This window comes from Butyricimonas sp. DFI.6.44 (assembly GCF_022132345.1).
GTDB lineage: Bacteria > Bacteroidota > Bacteroidia > Bacteroidales > Marinifilaceae > Butyricimonas > Butyricimonas muris.
The window spans coordinates 1-14,926 of record NZ_JAKNJD010000015.1; the positions used below are offsets into that span (position 1 = coordinate 1).

Below are 14,926 nucleotides of genomic sequence, written 5' to 3' on the forward strand. Positions count from 1 at the left end.
CCGTTAGCGCCGATGGTACTGCCGAGAGGTGGGAGAGTAGGTCGATGCCAGATTTCCAAATCACTGGACAAGTTCAGTGATTTATGGCGAGGTAGCTCAGCTGGTTAGAGCGCATGATTCATAATCATGAGGTCGGCGGTTCAAGCCCGCCTCTCGCTACGAAGAGAAAAAGTCTTTCAGTATTGAAAGACTTTTTTTATTTTAGATTGAATGATTTTAGATTTCTACAAATTGAGAGTGTGTTTCAAAAAGTATATAAATACTTGAAGTATTTGATTAATTTGCGATAGTGACTTCCAAGCCTCGTTCTCTTAACTCTTCCAAAATCTTGGGTTGGATGTGGCTATCGGTAATGACGTGTTCAACTGCATCCAAATCGCAAATTTTTCCAAAGCCCCTGCGTCCGAACTTGGATGAGTCAGCAAGGACGATAGTTTTTTGGGCAGCTTTCATCATAATTCGATTCAAGTTGGCTTCCATCATATTGGTTGTAGATAGTCCATATTCCAAATCAATACCATCAACTCCCATAAATAGTTTACTACAAGAGAAATTTTCCAGCATTTTTTCCGCATAACTTCCTACGGCAGATACAGAACTATTACGCACTAGACCTCCCAGTTGAATAATATCAATGTTTTTATTACATGCAAGTATATGCGTTACATTGATTGCAGCCGTGATGACTGTAAGATGTCCTTGTGGGACGATTTGGCGAGCTAAAGCGTGCATGGTTGTGCCGGAAGCGATGATAATGGAATCGTCCGGGGTGATCAGATTAGCCGCTTGCATTCCGATAAGACGTTTTTCTTCGGTATAGAATTTTTCTTTTTCATTGACGTGGCGATCATTAATATAAGGATTGATTAAAATCGCACTTCCGTGAGTACGGTATAACATTTTCTTTTCTTCAAGCAACGTGAGATCCTTGCGGATGGTTACTGAAGATACTTTTAGTTGATTGGCAAGATCGATTACAGCAACAGAGCCTTGCTGCCGCAACAGATCAAGTATGTAGCTATGTCTTTCACTTAAAGATAATGATTTCATCTTATTCCGATTATCAATAATATACTCAATGACTTACGTGTACGTCTAAATATTAGATCATCCCTCAAAAAGGTATGACTAAGATAGTGATTTATTTTAAATGAATATTGCTAATTTCTAAAAAAAAAGAAACTTTTATAGCCTAATTCCGTAAATTATTTCGATACCAAAGGAGTCAAATTCTTATCTATTGAATTGACGTAGACCAATAACAGAAAAAGGATTGTTGTTTCAATATTCCGATTCACCCGTGTGTAGGCACGAGGAGGATGGAGGGGCTTTCATAGGTAGGATTGATTGGTTGTTGAACTTAAAATTAATTGTAAAACAAATAAATAATTGCGTTATGAACCGAGAGGATATGTTGAATAAACTTCAAGAATCCGAGAAGGTATGGGATATGGTTGTAGTGGGAGGAGGAGCCACGGGTTTAGGTGTTGCGGTTGATGCCGCAACACGGGGATATAGTGTCGCCCTTCTTGAAATGGCGGACTTTGCAAAGAGTACTTCAAGTAGGAGTACGAAGTTGGTACACGGGGGTGTACGTTATCTGCAAAAAGGAGATGTTGCTTTAGTGTTGGAGGCATTGAGGGAAAGAGGGCGAATGAAAGCTAACGCCCCGCATCTGGTAAAAGATCAAGCATTTGTAATATCAAACTATACGTATTGGGATAATTTCCTTTATTTCTGCGGACTTACTTTTTATGATTTACTTTCGTTCGGTTTCGGGTATGGAAGGAGCAGGTTTATTTCTTCCAAGAAAGTAATGGAGTATTTACCGACGTCCGTGAAGAAAGGGTTGAAGGGGGGAATCGTGTATCATGACGGACAATTTGATGATTCGCGGATGGCTATAAATCTGGCACAGACTTGCGTGGAGAATGGTGGAGTAGTGTTGAATAAGGCGCGAGTATCGGGTATCGTACATGACAAGAACGGAAAGGTTGCCGGGGTGAAATTCGTGGATACCGAGTCGGGTAAAGAAATGCAACTGGCAGCTAAAAGCGTGGTCAATGCTTGTGGGGTGCTTGTGGATGATTTGATGGCGATGGATTCCCCGGGACATAGTAAGATGGTAACTCCAAGCCAAGGGGTACATCTTGTGTTGGATATGAAATTTTTGAAAAGTGATTACGCGATAATGGTACCCAGGACGAGTGACGGACGTGTATTGTTTGCCGTGCCTTGGCATGATAAGGTGGTTGTGGGGACAACGGATATCATGCGTCCTACTCCGGAGATTGAGCCGAAGCCGTTGAAGGAGGAGATTGATTTTATTTTGAAGACGGCATCCTTGTACATGGATCCGGCGCCTACTTATGACGATATTGAATCCGTGTTCGCGGGACAACGTCCTTTGGCTGCGCCGAAGCACGAGGGAAAAAGCACGAAAGAGATTTCCCGGGGACATAAGATTATCGTTTCGGACAATAATCTGGTCACTATCACGGGAGGTAAGTGGACTTCTTACCGGAGAATGGCAGAGGACACAGTGGATAAAGCGATAGCCCTTAAATTGGTTGAGCCGAGGAAATGTGTCACCAAGAAATTTCATATTCACGGGTATCGGAAGAATCCGAACCTAAAAGATCATATGTACGTTTACGGAAGTGATCAAGACGCTATTTTGAAATTGATAGCGGACCATCCGGAATACGGTGAAAAATTGTCGGATAAATATGACTATACCGTTGCCGAAGTGGTATGGGCCGTTCGGAAAGAAATGGCCAGAGAGGTCGAGGATGTTCTTGCTCGAAGGGTTCGTTTGTTGTTCGTTGATGCTAAAGAGGCTATTAAAGCAGCCCCGAAAGTAGCGGAAGTGATGGCCAAGGAACTTGGGAAGGATCAGACGTGGATAGATGAAGAAGTGAAGGAATTCACGGAATTGGCAGAAAATTATATCGCGGCTAAGATCATTATTTGATCTTAGCTGATGTATATGTATAAATAATAATTTATAAAAATTGATGACATGTGGAGTTTTCTAAAACCTGAACCCCACAAGCCTTTATTGCCCAAGGAGAAGATCGATCCGACATACAAACGATTGCGGTTGCAGGTCTTCCTCGGGATTTTTATCGGTTATGCGGGTTACTATCTTGTTAGAAAGAATTTTACGCTGGCAATGCCTTATTTGCAGGAGCTGGGATTTGACAAAGGAGATTTGGGAGTGGCGCTTTCGGCAAATGCTATTGCTTACGGCATATCGAAGTTTTTGATGGGAGGGGTTTCTGACCGGAGTAGTGCCCGCAAATTTTTGCCGTTAGGATTATTGTTGTCGGCTCTTGTTACCTTATTCTTGGGGACGAGTGCCGGAATATCTTCTATCGTGATGATGTTTGTCACGCAGTTCTTGATCGGTTGGTTTCAAGGAATGGGCTGGCCCCCGAGTGGGCGCGTGATGACGCACTGGTTTTCACATAACGAACGGGGAACGAAGATGTCGATCTGGAACGTGGCGCATAACGTGGGAGGAAGTTTGGTCGGTATCATGTTCTCGCTGGGGTTGGTATGGTTCGGTTCATGGCAGACCGCCACGTTTGTTTTCCCGGCAGTGGTCGCTCTTGTTATCGTGGTAATTTCTTTCTGGCTTATCCGGGATACCCCGCAATCGGAAGGCTTACCGCCTATCGAGGAGTATCGTAATGATTACCCGAAGAATTATAGTGCCAAGTCGGAAGAAGAGTTGACGGCGAAAGAGATATTTTTCAAGTACGTGTTGAATAATAAGATATTGTGGTATATCGCGATTGCCAATGCTTTTATTTATCTGGTGCGTTACGGGGTTTTAGACTGGGCCCCGACCTACTTGAAGGATGTGAAGGGGTATGATAGCGGTGCGGTAGGTTGGATTTATTCGGCTTACGAGATTGCGGCTATTCCCGGAACGATCATTTGTGGTATCGTGAGTGATTATCTGTTCAAGGGACGGCGTGCGCTTACCACGATGACTTATATGGTATTAGTAGCTTTATTCGTGTTTATATACTGGAAAACGGATCATAATCTTGTAATGGATAGTATTTCATTGATTGCTATCGGGTTCTTGATTTATGGTCCCGTGATGTTGATCGGAGTACACGCTCTCGATCTGGCCCCCAAGAAAGCTGCCGGAACAGCTGCCGGGTTGACCGGATTTTTCGGGTATTTTTTTGGAACGGCGCTTTTGGCGAATATTATGATGGGGTACGTGGTTGAAAACCTTGGATGGGATTGGAGTTTTATCATCCTGTTGGTTGCTTGTGCCCTTGCATTTGTATTCACCGCATTTACCGTGAAAGAGGAACAATATTTAGTGAAAGGAGAAAACAAACATTAACCGCTCTAAAATTCAAAAACTATGATCAAAAAGTTTTTTTATGCAGCAATGGCATGCGGGCTATTAGCTTTCGTCATGTCGTGTGAAGACCAAAAATTCAACAATATCAATGTTGACGTGGATCGGGTGGAGCTCGATCATCTCACGGAGGACATGATAAAGGTTAGGGATTACGTGCCGGAGTATGCTGTTGTTGCACACCGGGGATCTACATTCTGGGCACCGGAGGAAACAGAAGCCGCTTATCGCTGGGCAAGAGAGATTGGTGCCGATTATCTGGAATGTGATATGCAGGTGTCAAAGGACGGGGTTGTGCTTGCTTTGCATGATGATAATCTGAAACGCACGACGAATATCGAAAACGTATTCGGGGAGACGTTGCCGTTTGATATACGGAAAGCGTATTACCAGAAGATCGGGTACACGGAGGCCGAGGCCGATTCTCTTACACGGGTGGATGCCAAGAATTTCGTACCGAATCTCCCGGCTTATTACACTTACGAGGAGTTGTCCATGCTGGATGCCGGAACGTGGTTTAACGAGACAAGTATCGAGCAGGCACGTCCGAGTTTCTCGGAGCAACACCAGTATGTCTCTACCTTGGAGGACCTTGTTAATTTCGCCCGTGGGAAAATATTGAAGAGAGATGGCGACGGACAACGTGTTTTCACGATAGGCCAGAAAACCGGGGAGAAGATCAAGAGTTTGAGTGGTACTGCCGATTTGATCAAGTATACTTTCGAGTACGAGGCGGATCCGGAGGACACGGGACACAGACCGGGTATCTATATCGAGTTCAAGGAACCGTGGTTGAATCCAACCGGGTTCGAGGAATTGGTTTACGAGGAGTTGGATCGTTTGGATATGAATATTATTACTAAACCGGAGGCGGAGAATACGCCTTTCTACGTGAACGGTAAGGTGAACACGGGGAACACGAACGGTAAGGTGATTTTACAGACTTTCTCGTTGGAGAGTTTGGTACGTATAGCCGAACATTACAAGGGGCAGGTTCCGATGTGTTTCTTGTTATGGAAAGGAACGGGAGCAACCGATCTGACTTATGATGATCCGCTGGGATACGCTTCATTTATCAACTTGGGCGTGAAGTACAAGGCACATTTTATAGGACCGTGTATTGCCGGAGCCCCGAATGATTACCCGGAGTTGAATAATCCTTGGCAGGATTATCTGATACATAAAGCGGGAATGAAGAATCATCCTTATTCTTTTGACACGTATGACCAAATGGCAAAGTATTTCGGCCAGTATAATTTCGGCGTGGAGATTGACGGGAAGTATAAAGCTCCTTATCTGGATGCGTTGTTCACGAATCACTCTGACATGAGTATCAATTACATGATCACGCAGGGATGGAGAAAGAGTCCGGCATCACAGGATTTGGTGGATGCGAGAGTTGTGTTAGAAAGGTTAGGATACTAAATCATCATTTAAATACAGATCAGTATGAAAAGATATATATTATTTCCCGTGATGTTGGTCGCCCTCGTGATGTTATCTAACGGGGTAAAAGCTCAGGTCGAGGATGTGCCGAATCCCTTGCTACAATATATAAATAAGGAAAACGGACTACGGTTTACCGCAGGAGCCCGCCTGTTTGCCGATGTCGCTTATTACTATTCGGAGTACACCCCGATGAAGTCCGGTGCGGCGATTACCGATGCCCGTATCCGTACGTCGTTGACATATAGACAATTCTATTTTTATGCCGATTTCGATTTCTCGAAAGGCAAGTTTACCCAAAAGAATATTTTCGTGCGGTATAATTTCTGTGAATCTCCATTCGCGATTCATAGTTTGAAAGCGGGATATTTTAATGAACCGTCAAGCATGAGTCTGAACGCCAGCTTGTATAATTATCATTTTATTGCCCGTGCGGCTCCTGCCATGGCGTTATCTGCCGGACGCGGTTTAGGTATTACTTACAAGTATTACGATGCCAGTTTCTTTGCCGATCAAGGTATTTTCGCCGAGAACAAGTATAATGATCAAATCTCCGGATTCCAAGGAGTGAGTCTTAGCGGGCGTTGGTTGTACAAACCGATTAATGACGAGGATATCACGTTACACGTGGGGGCTTCTTTTCATTATGCCAGAACGAACACGGGTGAAGTGGTCGATAATGTTTTCCGGACGAATATGGAATTGGAGTCGAATATGCAGACCTACGTGGATGCCACGACCAAATTCCTGAGTGCTGATGTACCTTGGGCAAAGAATACAATTACTTTCGGACCGGAGGTTTTGTTTAAATCTGACGATTTCTTTTTTAGAGGGGAGTATATTTATAAGCGTATTTACAAGAATAGAAATGACCGGGAGCTTTTCGAGAACCAATTGGGAGGAGTTTGGAGTTGGACAACGCAAGAGTCTTGGTTAGCGGGTAACCCGATAAGAAGTTCTAAATTTCAAGGTGCTTATGCGGAGATGGGATATCTGATTCGCGGAAATGCATACGAGTACGATGATGAATACGGTTTGCTGGGAGGATGTAACAGTAAGGGCGACTTGGAGGTTGTTGCCCGCTACAGCTACACCGAATTGAATGATATTAACAAGGGGGATTTCTTTCTGATCGGTAAACATGTATTCTATCCGGGCGGGGTGGTTTCCGACTATCCGCCTGTTTCGACCAGCATCGGGGGAGGACGTTTGCATACTGCCACGGTGGGGATTAACTACACGTTGAACCAGTACGTGAAGGTGATGGGTGAATATCAATACAGTAACTTGAAGAACGTGTATTATCCTTTGGATAAGAATTTTCATCAATTGCAGATGCGCTTGATGGTATCGTTCTAATACAGGTTTATAAAGTTGTCCCATTGGGATTTAAAGTTCATAAGGTATGTTATTTTTGACATACTTTATGAACTTTATAAATTTCATGAACTTTACAAACTAAATTCTTCTCTTGCATTTTTAATTCCGTTTTATTATTTTTGACTTTTGATACACACAAAACACTAATCTATAATTTAGCGGGAAAACTATGAGAAGAATTACTTTACTCCTGGTGGCGTTGGTTTCTGTGGCAAAGTTTGCGGTGGGGCAAGTTGATGTAAGTGCGATTAATAAGCCTATCGAGTTGTTGCAGGAAGCGAATAAAGACATCGAAAACGGGGATTATCAAGATGCCGTGCAAAAGTTAATAGCGGCAAATCGCTTGAATCCTAAGCTAAGGGAAGTTTATTTATCACTGAATGTAGCCTGTTCGCACACGAATCAGATTTCTTTATTGAAAGATTATTTGATTAAGGCAAAGAAAATTTTCGAGGAAGACGATGAATTATGTTATTATCTGGGGAACCTTTACCAAAATCAAAAAAAGTACACGGAAGCGGTGAAAGAGTATTCTCTGGCAATTGACTATTCGAAAAAGAACGGTGAGGATTACGAATTGGTATACGCCTATTATTTGAACCGGGGAAATTGCTATCTGAAACAGAACGAGTTTGCCAAGGCTATTCCGGATTACACGTATTCGTTAAAACTGAACAAGGACAACGGGGCTATTTACGCTAACCGGGGCATTGCTTATTTCCAAACGGGTAAACGGAAAGAGGCATGTGTTGATTGGCGGAAGGCAAAAAGTTTAGGCGTTACCAGCGTGAATGCGTATATTAATCGCTATTGCAGATAGCGATTGTTGCAGGTTACATGTATAACATAAAGGGGCATTCAGCCCCTTTGTTATTTAAAAATATCGATTAGTGATGTGAGATTGCTGGTGAAAAGTTTCACGGAAATTGCCAGAAGAATAATCCCCAAGAATTTGCGTAGTATGTATACTCCGCCTTTCCCGAATACTTTCTCGACCAGCGTGACATTCTTTAATACGAAATAGACAACAATAATGTTTAGCGTTAAGGCTATAATAATGTTAATAATATGATACTCGGCACGTAACGATAGCAACGTGGTAAGTGTACCGGCACCCACGATTAACGGGAAGACCAGAGGGACAATGGAGGCAGTACCGGAAGGACTGTCATTTTTGAAGATCGGTATACCGAATATCATTTCCACGGCAAGCACAAAGATAACGAGTGAACCTGCCACGGCGAAAGAGGATATATCCACGCTAAACAAATTTAACAGGCGGTCGCCGACATACAGGAACGCGATTAGTATGGCAAAGGATGCCAATGCGGCTTTCATGGCACTTATTTTGTGTCCGTTTTTTTGAATGTCAATGATAATGGGGACTGTGCCCGTGATATCGATGACTGCAAAAAGTACCATAAACGCGCTTGCTAATTCCTGAATGCTAAACTCTGAAAAACTCATGTCAAAAAGGTTGGTTTATTCTCAATTAATATTGTAATTTTGTGTGCAAAGATACGGAAACGGACGGTGTTATCAAAATGAATTATAATAATACGGAAAAGCTATGGCTTACACGAAATTAATCATAGAAAAGCAAGAGAATATCTGCACGGTGAAGATCAATAATCCTGAAGCGTTGAATGCGCTTAACTCTACTATATTGAAAGAGTTGGATGCAGCCTTTGCCGAGATAAAAGAAGATAATAGTATTGATGTGGTAATCCTGACGGGTGAAGGGCGTTCCTTTGTTGCCGGGGCGGATATTTCACAAATGTGTGAGATGAACGCTATCGAAGGAAAGGCATTCGGTGAATTGGGAGCATCTGTCTTTAGAAAAATTGAGTTGTTGGATAAGGTTGTTATTGCTGCCGTGAACGGTTTCGCGTTGGGTGGCGGTTGTGAATTGGCAATGGCTTGTGATATCCGTGTTGCCTCTGTGAAAGCGAAATTCGGACAACCGGAGGTCGGTTTGGGTATTACTCCCGGCTTCTCGGGGACTCAACGTCTGGCTCGTATAGTGGGGATCGGTAAGGCAAAGGAGTTGATCTACACGGCAGACGTTATTGTCGCGGAAGAAGCTTATCGTATCGGATTGGTAAATAAAGTTGTGGCACCCGAAGTCTTGATGGATGAATGTATGGCTATGGCGAAAAAGATAGCATCCAAGGCTCCGCTTGCCGTTCGTTATGCCAAGGAAGCGATAAACCGGGGTATCGAAACGGATATAGATACCGGGATCTCAATCGAGGCCGATTTGTTCGGGCTTTGTTTCTCGACGGAAGATCAGAAAGAAGGGATGCAAGCATTTTTGGGCAAAAGGAATGCCGATTTCAAGAAAAGATAGTAATGATATTTTTTTAATAAACGAAAGAATTAGATAATATGAAAATTTGCGTTGTAGGAACAGGTACGATGGGTAATGGCATTGCCCAGACTTTCGCCCAAGCAGGGCATGATGTCCTGTTGAAAGGTCGTTCGGAAGCATCTTTGGAGAAAGCTCATAAAACGATCGAAAAGAGTCTTTCCAAATTGGTTGAAAAAGGCAAGATGGAAGCCGCGGAGAAAGAGGCGATAAAGGCTCGTATCAAAGATACGATGGATTACGGGGATTGTAAGGATGTCGATTTGGTAATCGAGGGAGTTGCCGAAGATATGCCGACTAAGCTCGAGATATTCAAGACGTTGGATGCTATCTGTAAACCGGAAGCTATTCTCGCGACGAATACTTCTTCTCTTTCTATTACCGAGATCGGTGCCGCTACAAGTCGTCCGGATAAAGTGATCGGGATGCACTTCTTTAATCCGGTGCCAATGATGAAGTTGGTAGAAGTGATCACGGGACAATTGACCTCTCAAGAAACTCATGACAAGGTGATGGCTATCGCTACCGAGATCGGTAAAACTCCGGTAAGCGCGAACGAGGCTCCGGGATTCGTCGTGAACCGGATCTTGATTCCGATGATTAACGAGGGAATCAGTATTTACGCCGATGGAGTGGCTTCCAAGGAAGAGATTGACGAGGCCATGAAACTGGGTGCCAATCACCCGATGGGACCTTTGGCTTTGGGCGACTTGATCGGATTGGATGTATGTCTGGCAATCATGGAGGTATTGTTCCATGAGTTTGAAGATTCTAAATATCGCCCGCATCCGTTATTACGCAAAATGGTTCGTGCCAACCAGTTAGGACGCAAGACCGGAATCGGTTTCTACGATTATCGTAAATAATCGGGGTTGTAAATTGCTGGTTGCAAATTGTGATATGAAAGCGACGCTGTTCGGGATGAGCAAGCGTCGCTTTTTTTACTGTCCCAAACGAACGGAAGAGCGTTTGACGGGATGCGGGTCGTCCACTATTTGTCGCGGTTTGTAAGAATTGAAATGAAATGTCAGTCCGATCCAATAGGCGTGGGTGGCTTCTTTACTGTAGTTTTGGAGATAGTGTTGACCTTTGAGGGAATGAATATTCCATTCGGAAGTGTCGAAAACGTCCGTGACGGAAAAGCTTATTTGAAGCCGATCACCTAAGAAACCTTGGCGGACGGATAAATCAAGATAGTAGTCTTCTTCCAGCTTGAATTGTGGAACTTTTGTAGGGGAACGATACCGGAAATTAGCTTGGAATTCCATGTATTTACGGGGAATTATAGTTATCCTCCAATCGCTGTTCCAACAGAAAGCATTGGTGTGGAGATCGATATCCCCGGATTTGCCGGAAGAGTGCGTGTGTGTGAAGGAAAACGCGGGATGCACGGTTAGCCACGGGGTAGGTTCAAAAGGAATTTCTATATCCAATCCGATTTCGTTTTGTATGATACCGTTCATGTAACTCAGGAGTAAGCTGTTGTCCGGGGTGAACGAGTACACCGGGGAAATGAATTTTTCGGTTGCGTTGAAGTAGAGGGTGCTGTTTACTTGTATTTGTTTACCCGAATACGAGTGATTGATTTCCGCCCGATTCATAATTTCCGGTCGTAATGTCGGGTTACCTTGTTCGAATGTTACGCGGTCGATATATGTCAGAGATGGAGTTAATTGCGTGTAGTCCGGTCGTGTGGACTGCCGGGTAAAGCGGAACGCTAATTGTTGATTGTCTGCAAGCGAGTAGCTGACAGCCAGTAACGGATACGGGTAAAAATGTCCTGTATCATCGTAATCGGCTTGCAGACCTATTTTATAATGGAACTGTTTACCCGCTTGATCGGAATAGAAAAGGTAAGGCGAAAAGATATATTCATCATGGTTTAGAACCTCACGGGATGGAGAGTGGTTTGAATTTTCTTCCGGTGATTCCTCGCGGATATAATTTATTTTATTCCAGCGGGAGAAAAATTTGATTCCGGTTTCCAAATGTCTTTTGTCGGATAGTGATTCTATGTAGTCCATTTGCAGGTGAACGAAGCGAGGGATTTCTTTGCTGTTGGATACATGGACAATATTATGATTTACATGGTATTTGGATGGATGGGAATCTTTCGTGTACGAGAAAGTACCATTTAGTGACAGTTCCTGCCTGTCTTGTTCGAATATGTGTTTGTAAGCCAAGGAGGTTTCAAATGTTTTTCGGACGAAAGCGATCCTGTTATGTTCATTATCACCTATCTCCTGATTCGTGGTGATTTTAGGAAGGTGTACCTTGAAGTCCCAAAGAAATAAATTACGGGTAGAGGGATGCAGATTAATTTGAAGGTTTATCAAATGGCTTAAATGATGTTGTTCGGTTTCGATGGATTGGAATATTTTGTTATCATGAAAATAACGTGATAGTTCGCTACTGATTTCAATCCGATCGGAATGTCCGGAATAATCCATGTATAAATCCCAATTCTTCCGATTGTATCCCAAGTTGATGTTCCCTGTGAAGTTGTTTGTGAAATCATAATTCAACGAGATCGAGCCATTGAATGTGCCTTTTGCTTTTTTGCTGTCCTCTTGTCCTTGAATCTCGGAGCACACGCATAATGTCAGGAAAGAGAAAATGAGTTGAATGCCCTTTTTCTTCATGTATATCCGGTTTATTGTTTTTAAACAGGAATATGACAAGAATACCCCGAGATTCCTTGCGTTGAATGGTTCATTTTTAGGATTTATTAGAAATTAGAGAGGGAGGTCGGTATGTCGAGTTTGTGTGTATGAAAAATAATATTGAGCATGCTTGTCGATCCGACAAAAACAACACATGTTTCAATAATAATGTCATAAATCGTATTTTTTCAATTTGCAGTTGTGGTATTAGGTTTCGAGAGAGAGGTAAATGTCTACGAAAAGTCACCATTTTCCATGCTTCAGCCAATACTTTTGTGGTGTCCAAAAAAGAGCGGATATTGTGGAAAATTATTAACGTGCGGTTCTGTTTTTATTTACAAAATAACATGCATGGGTAAATAGTGCCATTGAAAACTCTTGGTTGGATAGTGGAAATTTCCCAAAAGGACAGTTTTCATATATTGTACCTGTTTAAGGATGGTATATGGAACACATGGTAAAAACGTCGATTCCTGATGAAAAAGGTCAGTGCGCGAAGCGCATCCGGACGGTTTTAATGAATGATCTATTAATGCAAGAGGGTACTTTGAAAATGTCAGATAGAGAGCGAAAAATATTTTGGTTCGCGGCTTACACGAAGACAAACCAGGAATTAACAATCAAGAAGCGGTTGGATGGACTAGAAATAGAGAACTATCTGGCCATGCGGGAAGAGGTTCGAGAGACGTCTGCCGGTAAAAAAAGAGTACGAGTGATATTAATACCACATTTAATTTTTATCCGAACGGATCAAGTAACCGCTTTTTCATTAATTAATGAGCAGGGAGTGAATGTTGTTTATCTTAAAGACCCTGTAACCCGCCATTCTCTAATTGTCCCGGACAGACAGATGAATGATTTTATGTTTTTACTTGATTTTTCGGAAAGTACGGTGGAAGTAATTAATGAAGAATTAAAACGGGGTGATCGGGTTCGGGTGATCAAAGGACCTTTGGCGGGATTGGAAGGCGAACTGTTGCGAATCAAAGGTCATAAAAGAGTCATTGTACGGTTGGAAGGTGTGGTTTCAATAGCGACCTCGTATATTCCGGGGTCATTCTTAGAGAAAATAGGATAATAATAATAAATGGATACGAGAGCATTTAAGGATTTATACCGTAAGGTATGGAATACGCGTGTGAAAGATTTTCCCGTGTCTTCATTATCGTGTTTGCTGCATGGTTTTTTGGCGGCTTATTCGATGGTACGTGTTTTTCCTTGGCTGGAAGATAGTTATGTTTCCCGGTGGAAAATACATGAACGTATACGGGAGATCGCGAATGTTTTGTCGCTTCAATTGGGAAGTACTTCAATCTCCGTGGAAGAACGGGTAGGGCATGTGGCGGATTTGATGGATTCTTATTTGACGTATTCGGATATGGATATTCTAAATAAGGCGTTGGATGAGGCTTGCGAGATTCTCCGAGCATTGGAAAACGGGGACAAAACAGTTGAAACTTGCCGTACCCCTGAAATGTGTCGGATGTTGTGCAGCTGTTATTATTTCATGAATGAAGAGAAGTATTTGGAATTTGCGTGGCACATCATCCATGAATGGGAGGAGGAGAAATTCACTATAAATGTGGAAAAAGGATGGAGAAAAAATCGTGCCGTGGACTTCTATTACAATATTGTCGGAAGTAATAGGAATACCGACGAAAATACGTTGTTTTTGGAAAAGATAATTGTAGAGCAAGAGCCCGATGACCTTTGTACATTGGCATTGCAGTTTGATATATTGTCTGCTCGTGAATACGAGGAAATGAATTTGAATTCATAAGTATTATTTTCAATGAAAGGAATTGTATTGGCCGGAGGGTCCGGAACTCGATTATATCCTATTACCAAAGGGGTAAGTAAGCAATTGTTGCCGGTGTATGACAAACCCATGATCTATTATCCGATATCAGTATTGATGTTAGCGGGAATACGTGAAATTTTGATTATTTCCACCCCGCAGGATCTGCCTGCTTTTCAACGCTTGCTTGGGAACGGGGATGATTACGGGGTACGTTTCGAGTATGCGGAACAGCCTAGTCCGGATGGGTTAGCACAGGCTTTTATTATCGGTGAAAAGTTTATCGGTGAAGATCCTGTTTGTCTGGTACTAGGAGATAATATATTTTATGGTAGTTTCTTCACGAAACTTTTGTCCGAAGCCGTGAAGACGGCAGAACGAGAAAGTAAAGCGACAGTTTTCGGCTATTGGGTTTCTGATCCGGAACGTTATGGCGTGGCGGAATTTGATAAGGAGGGGAACGTGCTGTCCATAGAAGAAAAACCGCGGGAACCGAAATCGAATTACGCGGTAGTGGGATTGTATTTTTATCCTAATTCAGTTGTGAAGGTGGCTAAAACAATCAAACCTTCCGCTCGTGGAGAATTGGAGATAACCACGGTTAATCAGGAGTTCCTGAAAGATAACGCACTGAAAGTTCAATTGTTGGGACGAGGGTTTGCTTGGCTGGACACGGGAACTCACGAATCTTTGGCTGAAGCATCTACTTTTGTTGAAGTAATCGAAAAACGCCAAGGACTGAAAATTGCTTGTCTGGAGGCAATTGCCTATCGTAAAGGGTGGATTACTCGAGAACAAATGCGGGATGTGGCACAACCGATGATAAAAAATCAATACGGGCAGTATCTGCTTCGTGTCGTTGAAGAACTGAAAGGTAGATAGTT

The 14,926-nt window shown here is 42.8% G+C and carries 13 protein-coding genes and 1 tRNA gene; 11 read left to right on the forward strand and 3 right to left on the reverse strand.

Going from position 1 to position 14,926, the window contains the following annotated elements; all coding sequences use genetic code 11:
* Positions 1-85 precede the first annotated feature (85 nt).
* Positions 86-159: transfer RNA gene (locus tag L0M98_RS18700), tRNA-Met, on the forward strand.
* Between the two features lie 117 nt (positions 160-276).
* On the opposite strand, the gene L0M98_RS18705 is transcribed toward L0M98_RS18700, so the two are convergent.
* Positions 277-1,050 carry a DeoR/GlpR family DNA-binding transcription regulator gene (locus L0M98_RS18705; RefSeq protein ID WP_099289758.1) on the reverse strand — a complete coding sequence of 258 codons (774 nt, stop codon included), beginning with the start codon at positions 1,048-1,050 and terminating at the stop codon, positions 277-279.
* A gap of 346 nt (positions 1,051-1,396) precedes the next feature.
* Between L0M98_RS18705 and L0M98_RS18710 the strand changes: the two genes are divergently transcribed.
* The 5 genes from L0M98_RS18710 (at position 1,397) to L0M98_RS18730 (ending at position 8,033) form a co-directional block, all read left to right on the forward strand.
* Positions 1,397-2,974 (forward strand): glycerol-3-phosphate dehydrogenase/oxidase, encoded by a 1,578-nt coding sequence (locus L0M98_RS18710; protein ID WP_227217328.1) that lies wholly within the window; start codon positions 1,397-1,399, stop codon positions 2,972-2,974.
* Positions 2,975-3,022: 48 nt separating this feature from the next.
* On the forward strand, positions 3,023-4,369 hold the full coding sequence (glpT, locus tag L0M98_RS18715) for a glycerol-3-phosphate transporter (RefSeq protein ID WP_099289759.1): 1,347 nt from the start codon (positions 3,023-3,025) through the stop codon (positions 4,367-4,369).
* Between the two features lie 21 nt (positions 4,370-4,390).
* On the forward strand, positions 4,391-5,812 hold the full coding sequence (locus L0M98_RS18720; RefSeq protein WP_099289760.1) for a glycerophosphodiester phosphodiesterase family protein: 1,422 nt from the start codon (positions 4,391-4,393) through the stop codon (positions 5,810-5,812).
* 24 nt (positions 5,813-5,836) lie between these two features.
* Positions 5,837-7,192, forward strand: coding sequence for a porin (locus L0M98_RS18725; protein ID WP_227217327.1), 1,356 nt, complete (start codon positions 5,837-5,839; stop codon positions 7,190-7,192).
* A gap of 190 nt (positions 7,193-7,382) precedes the next feature.
* On the forward strand, positions 7,383-8,033 hold the full coding sequence (locus tag L0M98_RS18730; protein ID WP_099289762.1) for a tetratricopeptide repeat protein: 651 nt from the start codon (positions 7,383-7,385) through the stop codon (positions 8,031-8,033).
* A gap of 50 nt (positions 8,034-8,083) precedes the next feature.
* On the opposite strand, the gene L0M98_RS18735 is transcribed toward L0M98_RS18730, so the two are convergent.
* The gene (locus L0M98_RS18735; RefSeq protein ID WP_099289763.1) at positions 8,084-8,680 is read right to left on the reverse strand and encodes a MarC family protein; all 597 of its coding nucleotides are present in this window, start codon (positions 8,678-8,680) and stop codon (positions 8,084-8,086) included.
* A gap of 103 nt (positions 8,681-8,783) precedes the next feature.
* On the opposite strand from L0M98_RS18735, the gene L0M98_RS18740 reads away from it, so the two are divergent.
* Positions 8,784-9,563, forward strand: coding sequence for a short-chain-enoyl-CoA hydratase (locus L0M98_RS18740; RefSeq protein WP_099289764.1), 780 nt, complete (start codon positions 8,784-8,786; stop codon positions 9,561-9,563).
* 38 nt (positions 9,564-9,601) lie between these two features.
* Positions 9,602-10,447, forward strand: a complete 846-nt coding sequence (locus L0M98_RS18745) for a 3-hydroxybutyryl-CoA dehydrogenase (RefSeq protein WP_099289765.1) — start codon at positions 9,602-9,604, stop codon at positions 10,445-10,447.
* Between the two features lie 75 nt (positions 10,448-10,522).
* On the opposite strand, the gene L0M98_RS18750 is transcribed toward L0M98_RS18745, so the two are convergent.
* Positions 10,523-12,223: an outer membrane beta-barrel family protein gene (locus tag L0M98_RS18750; RefSeq protein WP_227217326.1), complete on the reverse strand. Its 1,701-nt coding sequence runs from the start codon at positions 12,221-12,223 to the stop codon at positions 10,523-10,525.
* 466 nt (positions 12,224-12,689) lie between these two features.
* Here L0M98_RS18750 and L0M98_RS18755 point away from each other — a divergent pair, with 466 nt between their 5' ends.
* Genes L0M98_RS18755 through rfbA form a run of 3 tightly spaced genes read left to right on the forward strand, consistent with a single transcriptional unit; the run spans position 12,690 to position 14,924 of the window.
* Positions 12,690-13,322 (forward strand): UpxY family transcription antiterminator, encoded by a 633-nt coding sequence (locus L0M98_RS18755; protein ID WP_317198069.1) that lies wholly within the window; start codon positions 12,690-12,692, stop codon positions 13,320-13,322.
* 9 nt (positions 13,323-13,331) lie between these two features.
* Entirely contained in the window at positions 13,332-14,024 is a 693-nt protein-coding gene (locus L0M98_RS18760) for a hypothetical protein (protein ID WP_227217325.1), read from the forward strand.
* Positions 14,025-14,036: 12 nt separating this feature from the next.
* On the forward strand, positions 14,037-14,924 hold the full coding sequence (gene rfbA / locus L0M98_RS18765) for a glucose-1-phosphate thymidylyltransferase RfbA (RefSeq protein WP_099289768.1): 888 nt from the start codon (positions 14,037-14,039) through the stop codon (positions 14,922-14,924).
* Positions 14,925-14,926 lie beyond the last annotated feature (2 nt).